Below are 19,598 nucleotides of genomic sequence, written 5' to 3'. Positions count from 1 at the left end.
TATGGAAAAAGATGATATTGAAATATATTTAGATAAATACATTGAGAAATTTGATTCAAACTTCCCCTATTTTTTAGTTAGAGGTATGTCTAAAAAAGAAATGATTAAGATTATTAAAGAAAGTCTTGAAACTGGAAAACCTTATGAACCTGAAATAAAAGAAGGTTGTTATTACTAAAATATTATTTACTTCTGATATTGTTCTCTAACAATTACTATGATAATCTATTTATAACTAGCAGAAGGACATTATCATGTTTAATTATTTATTATATTTAGATTATAAAAAATTCGACTTTCTTTCAAATTTATTCACAATCGAACATTTAAAAGATTTAGCTGTTATTTTATCAGGATTAGGATCAGTTGCAACAATTATACTTGTCTATCTTTCATATAAACAGTTCAAAATATTTATTAAAGAATACAAAGAAAAAACTCAACCAAAAATAATTCCATATATCGATGTTATAGCAGATGGTAATTCTGTATCATGGATATTACTAAAATTTTATAATGCATCAAATATAGTTGCGACAAATATTGGAATTGAGATAGATGAAAAATGGCTAGATATTTTAGAAAAAGTAGAAAAAGACTCACTAGAATATAAACTAAAGGAAAAAAAAATAACTACTGCTGATATTTTACGTGAATTAAAAACTTACAAGAATATCTACATAACTAATAGACAAGATCATAGCTATGTAATTACATCATTAAAAAATTATAATAAAATTAATTCAAGACCTATTGAAATCATAATAACATATTATGAATATAAAAATAAAAAAGAAAAATTTGTTCTAAATTTACGAAGTATTGGAAATAAAGCTGAAAATGTGAATCAGGCTACCTTAAATGAATTAAATAAAATCGATGAACTTTCAGAGATTAATAAATCTTTAAAAAAACTAATTAAATAATAATAGCTTACAGGATATCAATAATTAAGTTAAAATAACATCTATAAACGTCTAAATTTTTAATTCATAACTAATTTATCAATTTAATTAGAACTACCCGTTTATCAACGTTTATAAACACCTCTCCTTGAACATTACTATAATACTATCAAATGAAATCTCAAAATCATTAAGACTTTGGGATTTTTCTTTGTGATAACCTTTCTATATCTAATTTCAATCAAGGAGTTAACTATGGAAAAAGAAATGAAAACTTTTATTGGAACAAAGCTAATAAAGGCAATACCAATGAACAGAAATGATTACAATAATTTAAGAGGATGGGAAGTCCCAAAGAATGAAAACATTACAGATGAAGGATTTCTTATTTGCTATCCAGATCAAACATCAAATATTGACGGTTTTGACGGATATGTTTCATGGTCCCCTAAAAAGGTTTTTGAACAAACCTATTTCGAACTAATTAAAAATCCTAAATTAAAAACAGACAAACCTTCTATTTCTCAAGAAATGGTTGATAATTTTATATCAGATTTTGAAGTATTCACAAAACAAGACAAGATTACAATTGTTATTGCTACCTTAATTAATGGATTTACTATTGTTGAAAGTTCAGCTTGTGTTAGTTCAGAAAATTATGATAAAAACCTAGGATCTAATATTTGTAAGAAAAAAATCAAAGATAAAGTATGGAGCTACTTAGGTTTTTTACTTCAATCTACACAAAATATAAAAACGCCTAAGAATTCTAAATAAGCTCTTCTGATAAACTTAAACAAATAAGTCCAAGGAGGATGTAATGAAATTAAAAGTTAAACAATTCTTTGATGCTGCTACTGATAATTCAGGAACTGGCACTTCTAAAAAACCTGAAGACACAGAAAAAAAAGAACCTGAAAATAAAACTGTAGTTCAAAAGAAAGAAGACGGACAAAAGAAACAAGCTGAAGATGAAAAACTTAAACTTGAATTAGAAGCTGAAAAAAAAGCTAGAAAAGAGATTGAGGCAAAATTAAAAGAAAAAGAATTAGAAACTTTAAGTGAAGAAGAAAAGAAAAAAGTTCAAGATGAAGCTGATAGGAAACAACTTTTAAAAGACCATGAAGATCTACAGCTAGAAAGACTTGGTTTAGATGAATCCTACAGAGATTTAATCAAAGGTGAAACACCAGCTGAAATTAAGAAGAAAGCTGAAGCTGTTGCAAAAGTAATTACAAACACAAAAATGAATACTGAAGCAGAAGTTAAAAAAGCTGTTTCAAAAACTCTAATTCCTGGAGGAGCTGGAGATAGTGATAATGATGGTGAAATGGATTCTGTAGATTATTTTACAGATGTATTAGGAGGTAAAATTTAATGGCTACATTAAGAGAGATTGCTCTAGAAAGAGCTAAAAAACAACCACATCAAATAGATTCAGTTCTTTGTAACTGTCCTATTATCGAAACAATAGAATTTGGGCCAACAAATCATGGGCTTCAACATGCTTATGAAGAATTAACAAAAGTTACAGGTGGACAATTTGTTCAAATGGATGCTCCCCTTCCAAGTGCTGATGCACAAGCAACTTTAAAATTCCAAGATTTAGGAATCATGGGTTTTAATTTAGAAGCAGGAGTTGATAAAGTAACTCAACTTTATGGTAAAAATGGATTTGCAAAATATCTTGCAAAGAAATCACCTAAAATTATGACTAAATCAGCAATGGCAACAGAAGAAGCCTTAATCTATGATTTATTAGCTCCATTAGCTTTAAAGAATGGCAAAGCTCAAACTGCTAAGGCTACAGGTAATTGCTATTCATTATTTGCTGTTAGATGGGTAGAAGATGAGTTTGGTGGATTATATGATCCTAACGGTTTTGGTAAAGGAACACTCTTTGATACTCTTCCTTTATCAAATGGAGCTCCATATAAAAATTCTGATGGTATTACTGTTTATGGTGCAGATTTCAAATCCTATTTAGGTTTCTTATTAGCTAGTGAAAATAATGTAAGTGCAATTTTCAATATTGATGATACCCACATTCCAACTGCAAGCATGATTGATCAAATGCTTGAAGATGTTCATGCAGGGGATATTGGTAAAACATTTATCTTTGGACATCCACATGCTTTAAATCTATTAAAAACTATTAAAGAAGCAACTTTAAAAATGGGTCCTGGAGATAAGAATTATTCAAGATCTCTTTCATCCTGGGATGGTATTCCTTTAATTGGTTCTTATAACTTTAAAAATGGATTAGAAGAAGTTGTAGATATTGCAGGAGATAATGACGTGCAAATTGGTGATGATTTAAGAGTATTCAATGAGCAATACTTTGAAAAGAAAGCTCTTCCTAAAAACACAAATATAGAAAGTGAATTTATCGATACTGGTAAAGGTGGAGCAAATGGTGGTATCTCTATTAAAGCAATTGCTAATACTGCAATTACAATTACAGATACTAAAAAAGTTACATTTAGTGTTATTGATTCAGATGGAACTCACGAAACAACACTATATACAAAAGATATTACAGGTAACGCCAAGAAAAATTCAGTATTATTTGAATTTGTATTACCACCACAAGTTCAACAACTTACTAAAGTTAAGATTGAAAGTGATGATGATGCTGTTACTGGTACTGTTAACATCTATCCAAGAACACTTCCTAGATAACCTTCTAGTCATATTCCTTATATATAGCTTTGGAAGTAGAGAGAAATCTCTACTTCCTTTTATCTTGAATAAAATTCTATTCAATTTCAATTTTTGCCATTTTCATATAATTATCAGTTTCTCCCGATTCATCAATTATTCGAGCAATATTTGCATCTATCTTTAAACAAGTAGTTTCTGTTTCTGGGCGAGGAATTATTGCTATAAAGTCTCTATTTTTATTTTTAGTAATTTGTAACAACGTACTTATTATAAATAAAGAATTATTATAATACCCAATATATTCATTCTCAAAAATATTACCTTTACCGAAAACTTCATCTAATGTAGTATCTCCAAAAGGATAAGATCCATGATTACTTGAAAATTTTCTTTGTATTCTTAAATTTAAATCCAATTTATAAACATAAGTTCCAAAACCAGAAAACTGTAGCCAATCTTCTTTTCTTGACTCTGTCAAAATCATTTTTGCTTCTTTATAAGTCATGTTGACTCCTTATTATTAATCTATTATTAAATTATAAACTCCCAAAATTCAGAATACAAGAGCGACTACTATTTTTTTTATTAGGACTACTTTTAAACTCAAATGATTAGAATTTAATACCCTAATATATAGTAATCTTTACTTATGAGTATAATCACCTTAGAAGAATATAAAAAATTAACAAACCTAAATGTATCTGATTATGATATTCAGATAACTGAGCTGATACCTATTATTGAAGAAGATATTTTAGCTATCAGAAATAAGCCTTGGGATTTAGACAGTAACTATAATCCAATACATCCTTATAATATTAAAATGATAGCAGCTGAAATGATCTCTTATAAAATCAACACTCTTAAAGGATCTGTTGGTTTAGCAAATGAACACTTTGGAGATTATTCTGTTTCTTATTCAAATGATTTATTTATGGGCTATCCTAAATCTATTACAAGCAGAATTAAAAGATATGGGAGAGTTTTATGAGTGTAGAATCAATGTTTAATAATCAAGCTCAAATAATAAAAAATATATCAACCAGTAACGCTGGATGGAATCCAACAAAAGAACAACAAGCTATCGATACTAGATGTAGAGTAAGAACTCTTTCATCAAAAAATGCTTTCTTTGCTGCTAAAGATGTAATAATTGCAACTCATAGAATTTACTTACCAATTAATACAAATATTACTAGTAAAGATAAAATTAGATATCAGGAGAAAGAATATAAAATTATCTCAGATATTAACAAAGTTGAAAATCAATTTATTCAATTAGATTTAAAGGTTATTGAATGATTAAATTTGAAGACAAAAGTATTCAGTTAAAAACTGAATTAGGAAAAGCTTTAGATAAAGGATTAACTACAGCTGCTATTCATGCTGAGGGAAATTGTATAACCCAAGCTCCAATAGAAACTGGTCATTTAAGAGGATCTATATCATATATTACTAGAATAAATCAAAAAACAGTAAATGATATTAAAGAGCCAATGGATTCAAAAACAAAGGATTTAGCTGCTAATGATTTTATAAAAGGTGTTGCTTTCTCTGGTGAAGCATTTATTGGAACCAATCTTGAATATGCTCCACATGTTGAATATGGAACAGTTAAACAAAGAGCTCAAGCTTTTATGAGAAATGGAATGAATGATTCTAAAAAAGGAATTCAACAAATATTAACTAAAGAGCTAAAAGGGTTAAAAATAGGAGAAGAGTAAAAATATGTTATTTGAAAAAGATTATTATGAAATGGTATTAAATAATTCTTCTTTCCAGGCAATTTTTTCTAATAGAATATATTTTTTAGAACTTGAAGAAACTGATAATACAACCTTCCCCTATTTAGTTATTCAACCAATTTTAACTGGATCAACGAGAGAAGTTGAATTCTTTAAACCATTATTCCAGTTAGATGTTTATCACAATAATAAATATAAAGCATTAGAAATAGCGAACTCTGTAATTGATATACTTAAAAGTGTTAATGGATTTTATGGAACTATATCAATATCAAATTGTATTTCTGAAAGAAGAAAACCTTTAAGGCTTGGAAAAGATTTATGGAAAGTTCCAATAGATACAACGTTTAATTGCAAAGGCAATTATTGTTAGACCTAATATAAATGGAGGATTTTATGGGTAACACTTATTATGCAGGAGTTCATATTCCTGGAGGCTGCACAGTTTTTGTAGGAGATGATGAAGCTTCATTATTAGATATTGGAGTAATTCCAATTGATACAGATACCAATATAGAAATAACCTACGATAAAGTAAAAATTCAAGGTTCAAAAAGAGAATTAATTTCAAGTTATGTAAAGAACATGAAAGCAAAAGCTTCAACAGAAATCTATCAAATAAGATTAGACATTATTAATAAATTAACTGGTGGAGTGATGAACTTAAATTCAATTGCGGGATCTTTAGTTAGTGATGAAAATTTCACAGTAAAGCCTGGCTGGAATAAAGGGCAACTTTATATCTTACCTGGTCAAAATTCAAATGGAAGTAAACAATCTATTACATCAATTATTGCAGGTTCAAAAACACTTGTAGAAGATGAAGATTACATACAAAGTAAAGATGCATCAGGTAGATGGGGAGTTATCGTTTTAGCTGATTCTGCAGCTCTTACTACATCAAATTTAAATATTGTTTATAGCTATACTCCATCAACTGCCATAAAAGCAAGTATGGGAAGTTCTATAGCTAGTATTACTCCAAAGGTAGTAAGATTTTTATTGATGCAAGAAGGCAAAAAATTCCAAGTAACTTTATTTGCAGCTCTTATGGAAGGTGGAATAAAATTATCATTCCCTGGTGTTGATAATGATAAACCAGCATCACTTCCAATTTCTATAGAAGGTGATTTAGACCCTAATAGAGCTGAAGGTTCTCAATTATTAGATATTATTGATGAAATTGGAGTTAATTAATAATGGATAAATATATAGATTTGAATGGCCGTGAGAAATCAATCACGGCCAAAATTAAAATGAGTGATACAACCTTTACCATAAAAAGAGTTGTGATTGCTGTAAGAGTACTATATTCTAACCATTTGAAAAAGATGGGAGATCTGTTTAAAAAAGTTGGCCAACTAGATGAAAAAGATATAAATGCTTTAAATAAACTTAATAAATCTATAGATGAATTTAATGAAGAAAAAGAAGCACTGTACGATAAAATTTTAAAACTCTTATTAGAAAAAAATGGCTATAAATATAATAAAACCTGGTGGGAAGAAAATGCTGAAGAAACAGATATTAGAAATTTCATTGAAGAATGTTTATCAAAAGATTCTACCACAAGAAATAAAAAAAAAGTCCTAAAGTAGACTATGAAAAATTATGTAATGCATTAGGACGGGAATGGAATTATATTACTCCGTCCTATTTTTTTGAAGAAATGGATATTGAAGATATAAATAAATTAGTTCCATTTATAGATCCAAAACAATATGCAAAATGTTTTACACCCATAAAGAAATCAAACAATTTAGAACAAGCGATTAAAGATGGAGTTATAAAAAAGAGGTAAAGATGACAAATATAGTAGGAACACTTATATATAAAATTACAGGTGATACTTCAGCCTTGGAAAATAATTTAGCTAATTCTAAAAAACAAGTTGTGAAAACTGGTGATTCAATTGAAAAAATGGGAAGTAAAATAAAGACAGTTTCAACAACTATTATTTCAGGTATGCTTGTAAAATCACTTATTCAAGCATCCTCACGATTACAAGAATTAGATAATAAATTTAATACCGTATTTAACGGGATGGAAATTCAAGCAAAAGAATTTGTTGATGAATATTCAAAAGCTACATCTAGAGGAATTATCGACACCAAAGAATTTTTAGCAACTCAACAAGATTTAAGAACAGGATATGGAGACAGTGTTGAAGCTGCTACAAAATATTCTCAAGCTGTTGTTGGAATTACTAATGACTTAGCTTCTTTTTCCAATGTTCCAGTAGCAGAAGCTATGGCTGCTATGCAATCAGGATTATCTTATCAATTTGAAGCTTTAAGAAGATTAGGAGTAAGTTTATCAGTTGCTACTATTGACCAAGGAGCTTATGCAAAGAGCATAAATAAAACCTGGTTAGAGATGACTAATCTTGAAAAGCAAGAGGCTGTATTATCAGGTGTAGTATCACAAAGCAAAAATGCATTACATCAAAATATTCAATTGTGGACAGATTACAATTATAAATTAGGTGATGCGGCTTTAACAGCTGATAGTTATGTAAACTCTTCTCAAGGAATGCTACAATCTCTTGAAGATACAAAAGCAGAAATTGGAAATAATTTAATACCAATTGCATCTTTATTAAGCTCCACTGTATTAAATTTATCAAGAGGAATAAATGCTCTTCCTGATGGGCTTCAATTGACAGCAACAGCAGCAGGAGTATTTGGGGCTTCCCTTCTAGCACTTAGTACAGGACCTGTTGGAATAACAATAGGAGCTCTTGGTGCATTAGGAGTTTTGTTCTCAAACATAAAAACAAGTAATGAGAAATTAACAGATGCTACTACAACTTTAAAAAATCAAAGCAACCTATATTCAAATATTGTTAAACAATTATCAGGGAATACAAAAGATTTAACAGAAGAAGAAAAAGCCCTATTAGAAGTTAGACGAGACCTTGCAAAAGCACAGATAGAAGGAGCTTTAGCAGAGCTTTCAGATTCTTATGAAAAACAAGAAAAAAAGATAGATTCATTTAAAAATAAATTAAAAGCAACAAGAGGAGAATATAACGCTTTTAAACTTGCTAGAGAAAAAGGAATTGATGTTGTTAAAAGACAAATTGATGCGTTGCTTTCAGCAGAAGATTTAGATACTGAAGGTAGAGCAATGCTAAATACCCTCCAATCTATTGCTAGCGATGTTTCAATGAATTTATATAAGGTAAATGATACAATATTTGATAAATTTTATGCAGATTTAGCTGATAAATATGAAGAAAGAATGGATGAATTAGCACAGTTAGAAAACCCACTAAAAGCTTCTATTAATGAAATAGCGATTTCAGTTTCAAATAATATTATTGATATTTCAAAATACAAAACTACCCATGAAGAACTCTATAATGAAATAATGGCCGTTGTAGAATCATTGGAAAAAGAGAAAGATAATCAAGAAACATTAAATTCAACAACGCAAGAAGCTATAAATTTAAATAGCGAATATAAAAATAAAGTATTAGAGAATCTAGCAATAAAACAAGAAGAAAATGAAAACTTTAAACAAGCTGCTGAATTAAAAAAAGAAATCCTTGAAAGTGAAAAAGAAGATGCAATTAGAAAATTAGCAACTGATTATGAATTAGTGGGAAAAGAAGAAGATATAAATAACATTTCAATATCTCAACTAGAAAAGAGAATTGAAGAAAATAAAAATGCAAACCAAGAACTAACATACCTAAATCAATATTATTTACAGGAAAAAGAAAAAATTGATGAAGAAGCTTTAAAAAAAGAACAAGAAATTATTAATGAAAAAAAAGAAGCTGAAGAAGAGTTAACAAAACTTAGAGAAGAAAATAATCAAAATTATGCAGATAAATTAAAAGAACAAAATATAAGCATTGATGAAAATGCTGCTGCTGAATTAGAGAGTAATGGAAAATATAAAGAAGCATATGAAATTAGAAAACAATTACTAGAAAGTGAATATGCTAGCGAAAAAGAAATCTTAAAGAAAAAGATTGAAGACGGGGAAGCAACAAACCAAGCTTTAATTGATTTGGAAGAATATTATAAAAATGAACAAAATATTCTATTAGAAAATTCAAATGAAAAAATTAAAGAAGAAGAAAAAAAGAAAAATACTGAACTAGAAAAAGAGAGAAAAGAAACAAGTGAAAAATATTTAGATCTAATTAGAAACCAGGCAATTGAAATAAAGAATAAATCAGCTAATGAATTAGAAAATTTAGGTTTTATAGAAGAAGCTTATGAGATTAGAAAACAATTGATAGCTGAAGAATATGAAAAAGAAAAAGAAATTTTAAATAAGAAAATTGAAGATGGAAAAGCAACTAGTGAAGATATAACTAATCTTGATAAGTACTACACTCAAAAACAAATTGAATTATATGATGAAAAGAATGAAAAAATAAAAGAAAATGAAGAGAAAACACAAGAAGAAATAAAAGATAAAAGAGAAAAAGCTTTAGCTGATAATTTAAAATCTTTTAACTCTTATATAAATCAATTTAAATCAATGTCTAGTGAAATTTCTTCATATTTAGATGCATTAACAGAAAAACAACTAGATAATTTAGAAAAACAAAAAAATCAAAAACTCGAAGATTTAGGATTAACTGAAGAAAGTGAAAAAGAACAACTTCAAAGAGAATATAATGAAGCAATAAAAAATGGAGATTCTGAGCTAGCATTAGAAAAGCAAAAGGCTTTGGAAAAACTAAAAATTGAAGAAGAATTTGATGAAAAGAAAAAAGAAATAGAACTTAAACAAGCTAAAAGAAATAAAGAGATTAAAAAATTTGATGCATCTATTTCTACCCTTCAAGCTGTAATTGGATTATTAGCTGATCCTGGTGGTTGGCAAGGAATAGCTCTATCAGCTATGGCTGCTGCTACAGGAGCAGCACAAGTTGCTGCAATAGAAGCTACCCCGCTTCCCTCCTATGATGTTGGTACTTGGAATGTTCAAGGAGATCAAATATCCCAAATTCATAATGGAGAAATTATTGTTCCAGAAGCTATAAGTGATTCAATTAGAAAAGGAGAAGCATATTTAGGTAAAAAAGAGGATTCTAATCATGTTTCAATAACAATAATTAACAATACTGGAGCTGAAGTCAAAACTGAAGAATCAAAAAATGGCGATATCAAAGAGTATAAAATAATGATTGGAAAAGTTGTTAATACTCAAATAAATGAAGGCAGATATGATAATGCTTTATCTTCAAGATATGGATTAAGGAGGAATGGATATAATGCTTAAAACATGGCCAAGTAATTTACCCTTATTTGAAATAAATTGGGCTCTTAATCCAAAAGATAATTTGATTACAAATCAAAGTGAAAGAGGTCCTATCAAATCAAGAAAAAAATCTTCAGTTTCTATAAATGAATTATCAGGACAGATTGAATATTCAAATCAACAATTTCTTGAATTTCAAAATTTCTATAAAGAAATAAATGATGGGGCTGATGCATTTTATATAAATGATTTTATAAGCGACAAAATTCAAATTGCTAGATTAATAAAATGGACAGCTAAAAGAGTTGGTATTAACTCATTTAATTTAAATATATCAATAGAGGTTGAAAATAGATAATGGAAACAACAATAGTTCAAGAATTTTATAAAGAACACTCATCTAAAATATTTACACAATTATTAGAGATAGTTGGTGAAGATTTTTCATTTTATTTTATAAATGATAATCTTGAATTGGTTGTAAATGATATTACATATAAACCTTGTAATTTCACATATATACCATCAGAACCTGAAGCTATTGATTCAAATAGCCAAATAGAAATTGATGATATAGACAAAAAACTCACTTATTATTTACAAAAAACAACTAAACCAATTGAAATTAAAATAGGGTTAATAGATAGAGATAATCCTTCAGTTTATATAGATGGCCCATATAATAATAAAGTAAGTAATATAAAAATTCCTTCCAACTCTTTAATTACAATTGAATTAATCTCAAACAATCGACTTTCATATAAAATTGGGAACTCAAGCTATAATAATATAAACTTTCCAGGACTTTTTGGATAATGGATTTAAATAAATATTTTTCTCTAGAATATAAAGAAAATGGAAGGAATAACCCAGGATTAGATTGCTGGGGATTTGTAAGATACTTTATAAAAGAAGAATTAAATATTACACTTCCCCTATTTTCTAATGTTCGAAATATTGAAGAATTAAATATTACTATAAAAAATTTTACAGAAGTAAAGACTCCTAAAAAATATGATTTGGTATTACTTAAATCAATTAACCAGAATCTCACACATATAGGAATATATCTTGATAATTCAATAATACATATGACAAAAAATGGAGTTACAATTACAAAAATAAATAGAATTAAACACTTGATAATTGGCTACTTTTCAATTTATTAATGCGATTTTACAAGGCCTTAATATGTTATTAATAAGATATGAAAATCAGAATTATTAATAACATTTTTAATGGATCATACAATACATATGAACAAACTGGGACTTATACTATTCAAGAATTAGTTAAAAAGTATTCTTGTGAAGATTACCAGATATTTTTAAATAATAAACCATGTACTGATAAAAATATAAAAGTTAGTAAAGATGATTACATAGTGTTTAGAAATATTCCTAAAGGACTTTCAGCAACAGCAATTGCTGTTATTAGTTTAGGAGTAAGTGTTACTTCTTTAATAGCTGGTGGAATTTATTTATATAATACCTTAAATTCTCTACCTAGTGCCAAAAAGATTCAAACATCTCCTAGTTTAAGAGGTTCTAGTAACAATTTTAGACAAAATAGTAATATTCCCGTGTTACTAGGAAATTATAGAGTATATCCTGATTTAGCAGCTCTTCCCTATTCTGTTTATAAAGATGATAAACAATATTTTAGACAATTATTTTGTTTTGGGTATTCTGATGTTGATATAGATTTATCTTCAATAAAAATTGGAAATACTCCAATTGATAAATATGAAGGAATTACTGTATATAAAGGCTTATCAAATTATTTTAGATTTAGAATAATTGAATCACAAATAAACTTAGAGTTAAAAGAAAATACTCCAATTATTAGGGCTACTGCTTCCAATACAAATAAAATACGTGTTGGAATTTGTGCACCTTCAGGCCTCTTTAAATATAAAGATCAAGATACAAAAGAATCTATAAATTTAAATTATAGAATTGAATATAGAGCACAGAATGAAGAAACTTGGACTATTGTAAAAGAAGTTAACAAATCGGTATTAAAAGATTGTTACAGAGAAATGCAAACATTTATACCAGTTGGTTCTGATACTGGAATTTATGAAGTAAGAGTTACAAGACTTAACGCTTTATCTGATGATGCAAAATATGTTGATTCTATCTATTTTGATATTCTTCAAAGCTATACATACAATAGTAACACTTATTCTTCAGATGCAATTTTAAATAGTGATAAATACGCTTTATTAGAAATCGAGATAAAAGCTACTGATCAACTAAATTCAATTGTTGATGCTATTAATGCAAAAGCCAGTTTAAAATGTAGAGCCTTTAATAATAATGGTTCAGGTCCTCAATACTGGACAACATCTGAAACTAATAACCCCGCTGCTATCCTTTTATATTTATTAACAAATAAAAATATAAATCCAAGAGCCCTAGATGATAGTGAAATTGTTTTTAATGAGTTTGAAGATTTCTACAATTTTTGTGAAGATAATAATTTCACCTGCAATACATGGATAACAAGTGATTATACTATTAAAGAAATTTGTGATTTTATAGCTATTTCAAATTTAGCTCAACTTAGAATTGCAGGTGGAAAGATTGGTATAAACATTGATAAAGAAGAATTATATCCAACTCAAATGTTTACTCCACGTAACGCTTGGAATTTTACAATGAATAAAACAATTGATATTCCAACTACTTTTTTGAAATGTAAATATCAAGATGAAGATTTAGATTATGCAGAAGTAGAAAGATATATTTCTTTAGATCAAGATGAAAATATTGTATTTGATATAGAACCTACAGAAGAAGACAATACAACCACAATAAATTTCTTTGGTATTACTAATAGTGAACAAATTGCAAAAATAGCTAGAGTTAGATTATTAGAGATTACAAAAAGACTTAGAACATATTCCCTTTCATGTGATATTGAAGGACTTCTTTGTGCCAAAGGAGATTTAATATTAATAGAACATGATTCTTTCTTATTTGGACTTGGAGAAGGAAGAATTATTAATATTAATGAAAATGAATTAGGGATTTATGAAATAGAAATAGACTCAAAAATTAATATGGTAGAAGGTCAAAATTATGGAATCACAATTAGATCTTCATCTGGGATTTATAAATCTTTAGCTATCATTAACAAAGAACAAGAAACTTCTATTTTAACTTTTGATCAAGCTTATTCTTTTAATATAAATGAAAATGATTTAGTTGCTATAGGTTTAATTCAAAAAGAAACTATTAATGCAAAAGTAACAAATATCAGAAGAAGTGAAAATGAAAATTGTGAAATAACAGCTGTTGATTATATTCCTGAAATTTATCAGGGAGTTACTATTCCTGAATTTTATCCAGGAATATCAGTTTATCCTGAGACAGATATTTTAAATAAAAACTCAAATATTTTTTATGATAATAAATCAATTCCTGGTGTCCCTGGAGAACAAGGCCCACAAGGTATTCAAGGTGAAAAGGGAGCTCAAGGATTACAGGGAATTCAAGGGCCTAAAGGTGATCAAGGAATTCAGGGGCCAAAAGGTGCTGATGGATTATCTTCTTACAATCATATTGCTTATGCAGATGATTCTTTAGGTAACGGGTTTTCCCAATATCCCACAAATAAAGCATATATTGGATTTTATACAGACCATACTGAAACTGATAGTTCTACCCCATCAGATTATAAATGGAGTTTAATAAAAGGGGCTAAAGGAGACCAAGGAATACAAGGGCCAACAGGAGATAATGGTAAAACTTCATATTTTCATACTGCTTGGGCTAATTCATCAGATGGAACAACTGATTTTTCAACAACAGACAGTCTAGATAAAACATATATAGGAACGTATTCTGATTTTAATTTAAATGATAGTAATGACCCTTCTTTATATGCCTGGGTAAAAATAAAAGGAGAACAAGGCCCACAAGGTATTCAAGGTGAAAAGGGAGCTCAAGGATTACAGGGAATTCAAGGGCCTAAAGGTGATCAAGGAATTCAGGGGCCAAAAGGTGCTGATGGATTATCTTCTTACAATCATATTGCTTATGCAGATGATTCTTTAGGTAACGGGTTTTCCCAATATCCCACAAATAAAGCATATATTGGATTTTATACAGACCATACTGAAACTGATAGTTCTACCCCATCAGATTATAAATGGAGTTTAATAAAAGGGGCTAAAGGAGACCAAGGAATACAAGGGCCAACAGGAGATAATGGTAAAACTTCATATTTTCATACTGCTTGGGCTAATTCATCAGATGGAACAACTGATTTTTCAACAACAGACAGTCTAGATAAAACATATATAGGAACGTATTCTGATTTTAATTTAAATGATAGTAATGACCCTTCTTTATATGCCTGGGTAAAAATAAAAGGAGAACAAGGCCCACAAGGTATTCAAGGTGAAAAGGGAGCTCAAGGATTACAGGGAATTCAAGGACCTAAAGGTGATCAAGGAATTCAGGGTCCAAAAGGTGCTGATGGATTATCTTCTTACAATCATATTGCTTATGCAGATGATTCTTTAGGTAACGGGTTTTCCCAATATCCCACAAATAAAGCATATATTGGATTTTATACAGACCATACTGAAACTGATAGTTCTACCCCATCAGATTATAAATGGAGTTTAATAAAAGGGGCTAAAGGAGACCAAGGAATACAAGGTCCAACTGGAGATAATGGTAAAACTTCATATTTTCATACTGCTTGGGCTAATTCATCAGATGGAACAACTGATTTTTCAACAACAGACAGTCTAGATAAAACATATATAGGAACGTATTCTGATTTTAATTTAAATGATAGTAATGACCCTTCTTTATATGCCTGGGTAAAAATAAAAGGAGAACAAGGTCCACAAGGAGTTCAAGGCTTGCGGGGTATTCAAGGAATCCAAGGCCCTCAAGGCGAGCAAGGAATTCAGGGACCAAAGGGAATGGATGGATTATCTTCTTATAATCATATTGCTTATGCAGATGATTCTTTAGGTAACGGGTTTTCCCAATATCCCACAAATAAAGCATATATTGGATTTTATACAGACCATACTGAAACTGATAGTTCTACCCCATCAGATTATAAATGGAGTTTAATAAAAGGGGCTAAAGGAGACCAAGGAATACAAGGTCCAACTGGAGATAATGGTAAAACTTCATATTTTCATACTGCTTGGGCTAATTCATCAGATGGAACAACTGATTTTTCAACAACAGACAGTCTAGATAAAACATATATAGGAACGTATTCTGATTTTAATTTAAATGATAGTAATGACCCTTCTTTATATGCCTGGGTAAAAATAAAAGGAGAACAAGGTCCACAAGGAGTTCAAGGCTTGCGGGGTATTCAAGGAATCCAAGGCCCTCAAGGCGAGCAAGGAATTCAGGGACCAAAGGGAATGGATGGATTATCTTCTTATAATCATATTGCTTATGCAGATGATTCTTTAGGTAACGGGTTTTCCCAATATCCCACAAATAAAGCATATATTGGATTTTATACAGACCATACTGAAACTGATAGTTCTACCCCATCAGATTATAAATGGAGTTTAATAAAAGGGGCTAAAGGAGACCAAGGAATACAAGGTCCAACTGGAGATAATGGTAAAACTTCATATTTTCATACTGCTTGGGCTAATTCATCAGATGGAACAACTGATTTTTCAACAACAGACAGTCTAGATAAAACATATATAGGAACGTATTCTGATTTTAATTTAAATGATAGTAATGACCCTTCTTTATATGCCTGGGTAAAAATAAAAGGAGAACAAGGCCCACAAGGTATTCAAGGTGAAAAGGGAGCTCAAGGATTACAGGGAATTCAAGGACCTAAAGGTGATCAAGGAATTCAGGGTCCAAAAGGTGCTGATGGATTATCTTCTTACAATCATATTGCTTATGCAGATGATTCTTTAGGTAACGGGTTTTCCCAATATCCCACAAATAAAGCATATATTGGATTTTATACAGACCATACTGAAACTGATAGTTCTACCCCATCAGATTATAAATGGAGTTTAATAAAAGGGGCTAAAGGAGACCAAGGAATACAAGGTCCAACTGGAGATAATGGTAAAACTTCATATTTTCATACTGCTTGGGCTAATTCATCAGATGGAACAACTGATTTTTCAACAACAGACAGTCTAGATAAAACATATATAGGAACGTATTCTGATTTTAATTTAAATGATAGTAATGACCCTTCTTTATATGCCTGGGTAAAAATAAAAGGAGAACAAGGTCCACAAGGAGTTCAAGGGTTGCGGGGTATTCAAGGAATCCAAGGCCCCCAAGGCGAGCAAGGAATTCAGGGACCAAAAGGAATGGATGGATTATCTTCTTACAATCATATTGCTTATGCAGATGATTCTTTAGGTAACGGGTTTTCACAAGATCCCACAAATAAAGCTTATATTGGATTTTATACAGACCATACTGAAACTGATAGCTCTACCCCATCAGATTATAATTGGAGTTTAATTAAAGGAGCTAAGGGAGACCAAGGAATACAAGGTCCAACTGGAGATAATGGTAAAACTTCATATTTTCATACCGCTTGGTCTAATTCATCAGATGGAACAACTGATTTTTCAACAACTGATAGTCTGGATAAAAAATATATAGGAACGTATTCTGATTTTAATTTAAATGATAGTACTGACCCTTCTTTATATGCCTGGGTAAAAATAAAAGGAGAACAAGGTCCACAAGGCGTTCAAGGGTTGCGGGGTATTCAAGGAATCCAAGGCCCCCAAGGCGAGCAAGGAATTCAGGGACCAAAAGGAATGGATGGATTATCTTCTTATAATCATATTGCTTATGCAGATGATTCTTTAGGTAACGGGTTTTCACAAGATCCCACAAATAAAGCTTATATTGGATTTTATACAGACCATACTGAAACTGATAGCTCTACCCCATCAGATTATAATTGGAGTTTAATTAAAGGAGCTAAGGGAGACCAAGGAATACAAGGTCCAACTGGAGATAATGGTAAAACTTCATATTTTCATGCTGCTTGGGCTAATTCATCAGATGGAACAACTGATTTTTCAACAACAGACAGTCTAGATAAAACATATATAGGAACGTATTCTGATTTTAATTTAAATGATAGTAATGACCCTTCTTCATATGCCTGGGTAAAGATAAAAGGAGAGCAAGGAATACAGGGACCTAAAGGTGAAACTGGAGACCAAGGTCCAATAGGTCCACAAGGTGAACCAGGAACTCCCGGTTATTTAGGATTAAAAGTTACAAATGGAAATACCTTAACCCTTATGGGTTTTGACAAAAATGGTGAACTAACATCAAATGTTGGATATTTATATATTGGCGATACCCGATTTGAGATTCAATCTTTCTCACAAACAATAACTACAGATGGAAAAGGTTATGTAATTTTTGATGGAATGAATATTAACTTTGTAAAGATTCTAGTTGATGATAATTCATCTAATTGGGTTGAATTTAATAATTCAAACAATTTAATATCTTCTAATTTTTGGATTATAGGTTCTTTCAATATATTAAATGGGATAATCATAAATAAAGAGATATTTAATCCTCAAAAAAAAGAAGAATTTGAATTAAATCAGTTCATGAATATTCTTGCTTCTAACAATATTGAAAATATAAATGTATGGGCAGAAAATAATGGAATAAGTACTCTTTTTGAAAAGATAGCTGTATTGGAAGCATTTGTAAATAAACTAGTTGCAAATCAAATTAGAGTTGGTGGTGGTAGTGAGAATTTAGGCTTTCTTTTTAAGGCAGAGATGGTAAACAACAATGCTGTTATTGCAGCATATTACAATGGTCAAAAAACCTTTGAAATAGATGGTAATACAGGAGCCGTTGAGATTAAAGGTACTGGAACATTTGGAGGATTAATAGACTCTGAACCATTAAGTACTCAAGAACAAGTGATAGGCACAACTTTATCTTCCTCTCCTGCAAAATCAATTTGGTCAACTGATGAATTATATGACGAATTAACTACAATAAATGAGTCAGAAACTGTTCAAAATGCAAGTGGTAGTTATGGTGGGAAAACTATTAATGGTATTACAAGATTATCATCTTCAAATAGAAAAGCTATTTTATACGAATATTCTGATAGTAACATTTATCAAACTGAATTAGGATCTTCTAACAACACAAAATTATATTTTTGTGTAATTAGTTTTATTGTCCCACCAGGTGGGGAATATGTTGAATTATCAATGCATGTTACAGCAATTAAAAATGATACTTTTTCAGTGTTATATAAAAATGGAGATATTCTAAATCCTGGAGATTATATTACTGTACATGATGATATAGATAAAGGAACTTTTATAAAGCAATTAGGTAAGGTAACAACACTTGCCGAAGAAGAAACCTATACTTACTCTGGAAACTTCTCAGCTGGAACAAATCTACAAGTTTTTGTATATAATTCAAGCAACAATGAAAAATCAAAAGTGCGAATAGATAATATTCAAGTAAAAGTTAAATCTGAAATAACTGGTAAAGGAGTTTTATTAAAATATACTAATAACACATATTCACTTATAAAAGAAAAAGAATATAGAAATGATTCTTTTTCTCTAACGTCTCCATCTTGGAATACATCAAATAATTTAAATTATTTTTCAGGTACAGATTTTTATAATTCATTCTCCACTTTAACCCTTGGAATTTCAACACCTTGTTCGGGAACATTAAGCATTAAAGGTGGTGGATATCCTGATCAAACAGTAAATCCAATTTTTGTTACAAGAGGATCAAACTCAATAACTTTCCAAATGAGTAATGGAGACTTTATTGTGGTAGAAAAATGGGGAGGTCAAACATCTTCAAAAGGAGTATATGAAATTTTATCTTGTTCAATTACAACTATTGGTCAATTATCTGCAGTAAAATTTAACAACTTATTACCAAAAACTAGTTCAGCATCTATAGGACAAGGCAGCAATAGAGTTGGTAGTATTTTTGCAACAACACTAAATGCAACTGCTGGAGAATTCCATGGAAAAGTTTATGCAACTTAAAGGAGA

At 29.7% G+C, this 19,598-nt stretch carries 18 protein-coding genes; 17 read left to right on the top strand and 1 reads right to left on the bottom strand.

Features of this window, described 5'->3' with window-relative positions:
- Window position 1: 1 nt before the first annotated feature.
- The 5 genes from ACZ5SO_RS01300 (at window position 2) to ACZ5SO_RS01280 (ending at window position 3,587) form a co-directional block, all read left to right on the top strand.
- On the top strand, window positions 2-178 hold the full coding sequence (locus ACZ5SO_RS01300; protein WP_464626239.1) for a hypothetical protein: 177 nt from the start codon (window positions 2-4) through the stop codon (window positions 176-178).
- 76 nt (window positions 179-254) lie between these two features.
- Entirely contained in the window at window positions 255-926 is a 672-nt protein-coding gene (locus ACZ5SO_RS01295; protein WP_464626238.1) for a hypothetical protein, read from the top strand.
- A 234-nt stretch (window positions 927-1,160) separates the two neighbouring features.
- Complete coding sequence (locus ACZ5SO_RS01290; protein WP_464626237.1) at window positions 1,161-1,682, top strand: Gp49 family protein; 522 nt, start codon at window positions 1,161-1,163, stop codon at window positions 1,680-1,682.
- 43 nt (window positions 1,683-1,725) lie between these two features.
- Entirely contained in the window at window positions 1,726-2,283 is a 558-nt protein-coding gene (locus ACZ5SO_RS01285; RefSeq protein WP_464626236.1) for a hypothetical protein, read from the top strand.
- Window positions 2,283-3,587, top strand: a complete 1,305-nt coding sequence (locus tag ACZ5SO_RS01280) for a hypothetical protein (RefSeq protein WP_464626235.1) — start codon at window positions 2,283-2,285, stop codon at window positions 3,585-3,587. The genes ACZ5SO_RS01285 and ACZ5SO_RS01280 overlap by 1 nt, the downstream gene beginning before the upstream one ends.
- A gap of 76 nt (window positions 3,588-3,663) precedes the next feature.
- On the opposite strand, the gene ACZ5SO_RS01275 is transcribed toward ACZ5SO_RS01280, so the two are convergent.
- Window positions 3,664-4,074 (bottom strand): hypothetical protein, encoded by a 411-nt coding sequence (locus ACZ5SO_RS01275; protein ID WP_464626234.1) that lies wholly within the window; start codon window positions 4,072-4,074, stop codon window positions 3,664-3,666.
- 144 nt (window positions 4,075-4,218) lie between these two features.
- On the opposite strand from ACZ5SO_RS01275, the gene ACZ5SO_RS01270 reads away from it, so the two are divergent.
- The 12 genes from ACZ5SO_RS01270 (at window position 4,219) to gpJ (ending at window position 19,592) form a co-directional block, all read left to right on the top strand.
- Entirely contained in the window at window positions 4,219-4,560 is a 342-nt protein-coding gene (locus tag ACZ5SO_RS01270; protein WP_464626232.1) for a head-tail connector protein, read from the top strand.
- Window positions 4,557-4,871 carry a phage head closure protein gene (locus ACZ5SO_RS01265; RefSeq protein ID WP_464626231.1) on the top strand — a complete coding sequence of 105 codons (315 nt, stop codon included), beginning with the start codon at window positions 4,557-4,559 and terminating at the stop codon, window positions 4,869-4,871. The genes ACZ5SO_RS01270 and ACZ5SO_RS01265 overlap by 4 nt, the downstream gene beginning before the upstream one ends.
- Complete coding sequence (locus ACZ5SO_RS01260; protein WP_464626230.1) at window positions 4,868-5,293, top strand: HK97-gp10 family putative phage morphogenesis protein; 426 nt, start codon at window positions 4,868-4,870, stop codon at window positions 5,291-5,293. Before ACZ5SO_RS01265 ends, ACZ5SO_RS01260 begins: the two co-directional genes overlap by 4 nt.
- A 4-nt stretch (window positions 5,294-5,297) precedes the next feature.
- Complete coding sequence (locus ACZ5SO_RS01255; protein WP_464626228.1) at window positions 5,298-5,687, top strand: hypothetical protein; 390 nt, start codon at window positions 5,298-5,300, stop codon at window positions 5,685-5,687.
- Between the two features lie 23 nt (window positions 5,688-5,710).
- Window positions 5,711-6,511 (top strand): hypothetical protein, encoded by an 801-nt coding sequence (locus tag ACZ5SO_RS01250; protein ID WP_464626226.1) that lies wholly within the window; start codon window positions 5,711-5,713, stop codon window positions 6,509-6,511.
- A gap of 2 nt (window positions 6,512-6,513) precedes the next feature.
- Window positions 6,514-6,912 carry a hypothetical protein gene (locus ACZ5SO_RS01245; protein ID WP_464626224.1) on the top strand — a complete coding sequence of 133 codons (399 nt, stop codon included), beginning with the start codon at window positions 6,514-6,516 and terminating at the stop codon, window positions 6,910-6,912.
- A gap of 71 nt (window positions 6,913-6,983) precedes the next feature.
- Window positions 6,984-7,115 (top strand): hypothetical protein, encoded by a 132-nt coding sequence (locus tag ACZ5SO_RS01240; protein ID WP_464626222.1) that lies wholly within the window; start codon window positions 6,984-6,986, stop codon window positions 7,113-7,115.
- Window positions 7,116-7,117: 2 nt separating this feature from the next.
- Window positions 7,118-10,561 carry a phage tail tape measure protein gene (locus tag ACZ5SO_RS01235; RefSeq protein WP_464626221.1) on the top strand — a complete coding sequence of 1,148 codons (3,444 nt, stop codon included), beginning with the start codon at window positions 7,118-7,120 and terminating at the stop codon, window positions 10,559-10,561.
- On the top strand, window positions 10,554-10,898 hold the full coding sequence (locus tag ACZ5SO_RS01230; RefSeq protein ID WP_464626220.1) for a hypothetical protein: 345 nt from the start codon (window positions 10,554-10,556) through the stop codon (window positions 10,896-10,898). Before ACZ5SO_RS01235 ends, ACZ5SO_RS01230 begins: the two co-directional genes overlap by 8 nt.
- Window positions 10,898-11,356: a hypothetical protein gene (locus ACZ5SO_RS01225; protein ID WP_464626219.1), complete on the top strand. Its 459-nt coding sequence runs from the start codon at window positions 10,898-10,900 to the stop codon at window positions 11,354-11,356. The genes ACZ5SO_RS01230 and ACZ5SO_RS01225 overlap by 1 nt, the downstream gene beginning before the upstream one ends.
- Entirely contained in the window at window positions 11,356-11,709 is a 354-nt protein-coding gene (locus ACZ5SO_RS01220) for an NlpC/P60 family protein (protein WP_464626217.1), read from the top strand. Before ACZ5SO_RS01225 ends, ACZ5SO_RS01220 begins: the two co-directional genes overlap by 1 nt.
- A 38-nt stretch (window positions 11,710-11,747) precedes the next feature.
- Entirely contained in the window at window positions 11,748-19,592 is a 7,845-nt protein-coding gene (gene gpJ / locus ACZ5SO_RS01215) for a TipJ family phage tail tip protein (RefSeq protein ID WP_464626216.1), read from the top strand.
- The last annotated feature ends 6 nt before the right edge of the window (window positions 19,593-19,598 follow it).

It is taken from the genome of Pleomorphochaeta naphthae (assembly GCF_055396005.1).
The sequence above is the reverse complement of the archived record's forward strand: the minus strand, read 5'-3'. Positions and strand labels throughout refer to the sequence as shown.

Excerpts from the sequence above, each read along its gene's own strand:
- ACZ5SO_RS01300 (WP_464626239.1), top strand. The coding sequence starts at position 2 with ATGGAAAAAGATGATATTGAAATATATTTAGATAAATACATTGAGAAA.
- ACZ5SO_RS01295 (WP_464626238.1), top strand. The coding sequence starts at position 255 with ATGTTTAATTATTTATTATATTTAGATTATAAAAAATTCGACTTTCTT.
- ACZ5SO_RS01290 (WP_464626237.1), top strand. The coding sequence starts at position 1,161 with ATGGAAAAAGAAATGAAAACTTTTATTGGAACAAAGCTAATAAAGGCA.
- ACZ5SO_RS01285 (WP_464626236.1), top strand. The coding sequence starts at position 1,726 with ATGAAATTAAAAGTTAAACAATTCTTTGATGCTGCTACTGATAATTCA.
- ACZ5SO_RS01280 (WP_464626235.1), top strand. The coding sequence starts at position 2,283 with ATGGCTACATTAAGAGAGATTGCTCTAGAAAGAGCTAAAAAACAACCA.
- ACZ5SO_RS01275 (WP_464626234.1), bottom strand. The coding sequence starts at position 4,074 with ATGACTTATAAAGAAGCAAAAATGATTTTGACAGAGTCAAGAAAAGAA.
- ACZ5SO_RS01270 (WP_464626232.1), top strand. The coding sequence starts at position 4,219 with ATGAGTATAATCACCTTAGAAGAATATAAAAAATTAACAAACCTAAAT.
- ACZ5SO_RS01265 (WP_464626231.1), top strand. The coding sequence starts at position 4,557 with ATGAGTGTAGAATCAATGTTTAATAATCAAGCTCAAATAATAAAAAAT.
- ACZ5SO_RS01260 (WP_464626230.1), top strand. The coding sequence starts at position 4,868 with ATGATTAAATTTGAAGACAAAAGTATTCAGTTAAAAACTGAATTAGGA.
- ACZ5SO_RS01255 (WP_464626228.1), top strand. The coding sequence starts at position 5,298 with ATGTTATTTGAAAAAGATTATTATGAAATGGTATTAAATAATTCTTCT.
- ACZ5SO_RS01250 (WP_464626226.1), top strand. The coding sequence starts at position 5,711 with ATGGGTAACACTTATTATGCAGGAGTTCATATTCCTGGAGGCTGCACA.
- ACZ5SO_RS01245 (WP_464626224.1), top strand. The coding sequence starts at position 6,514 with ATGGATAAATATATAGATTTGAATGGCCGTGAGAAATCAATCACGGCC.
- ACZ5SO_RS01240 (WP_464626222.1), top strand. The coding sequence starts at position 6,984 with ATGGATATTGAAGATATAAATAAATTAGTTCCATTTATAGATCCAAAA.
- ACZ5SO_RS01235 (WP_464626221.1), top strand. The coding sequence starts at position 7,118 with ATGACAAATATAGTAGGAACACTTATATATAAAATTACAGGTGATACT.
- ACZ5SO_RS01230 (WP_464626220.1), top strand. The coding sequence starts at position 10,554 with ATGCTTAAAACATGGCCAAGTAATTTACCCTTATTTGAAATAAATTGG.
- ACZ5SO_RS01225 (WP_464626219.1), top strand. The coding sequence starts at position 10,898 with ATGGAAACAACAATAGTTCAAGAATTTTATAAAGAACACTCATCTAAA.
- ACZ5SO_RS01220 (WP_464626217.1), top strand. The coding sequence starts at position 11,356 with ATGGATTTAAATAAATATTTTTCTCTAGAATATAAAGAAAATGGAAGG.
- gpJ (WP_464626216.1), top strand. The coding sequence starts at position 11,748 with ATGAAAATCAGAATTATTAATAACATTTTTAATGGATCATACAATACA.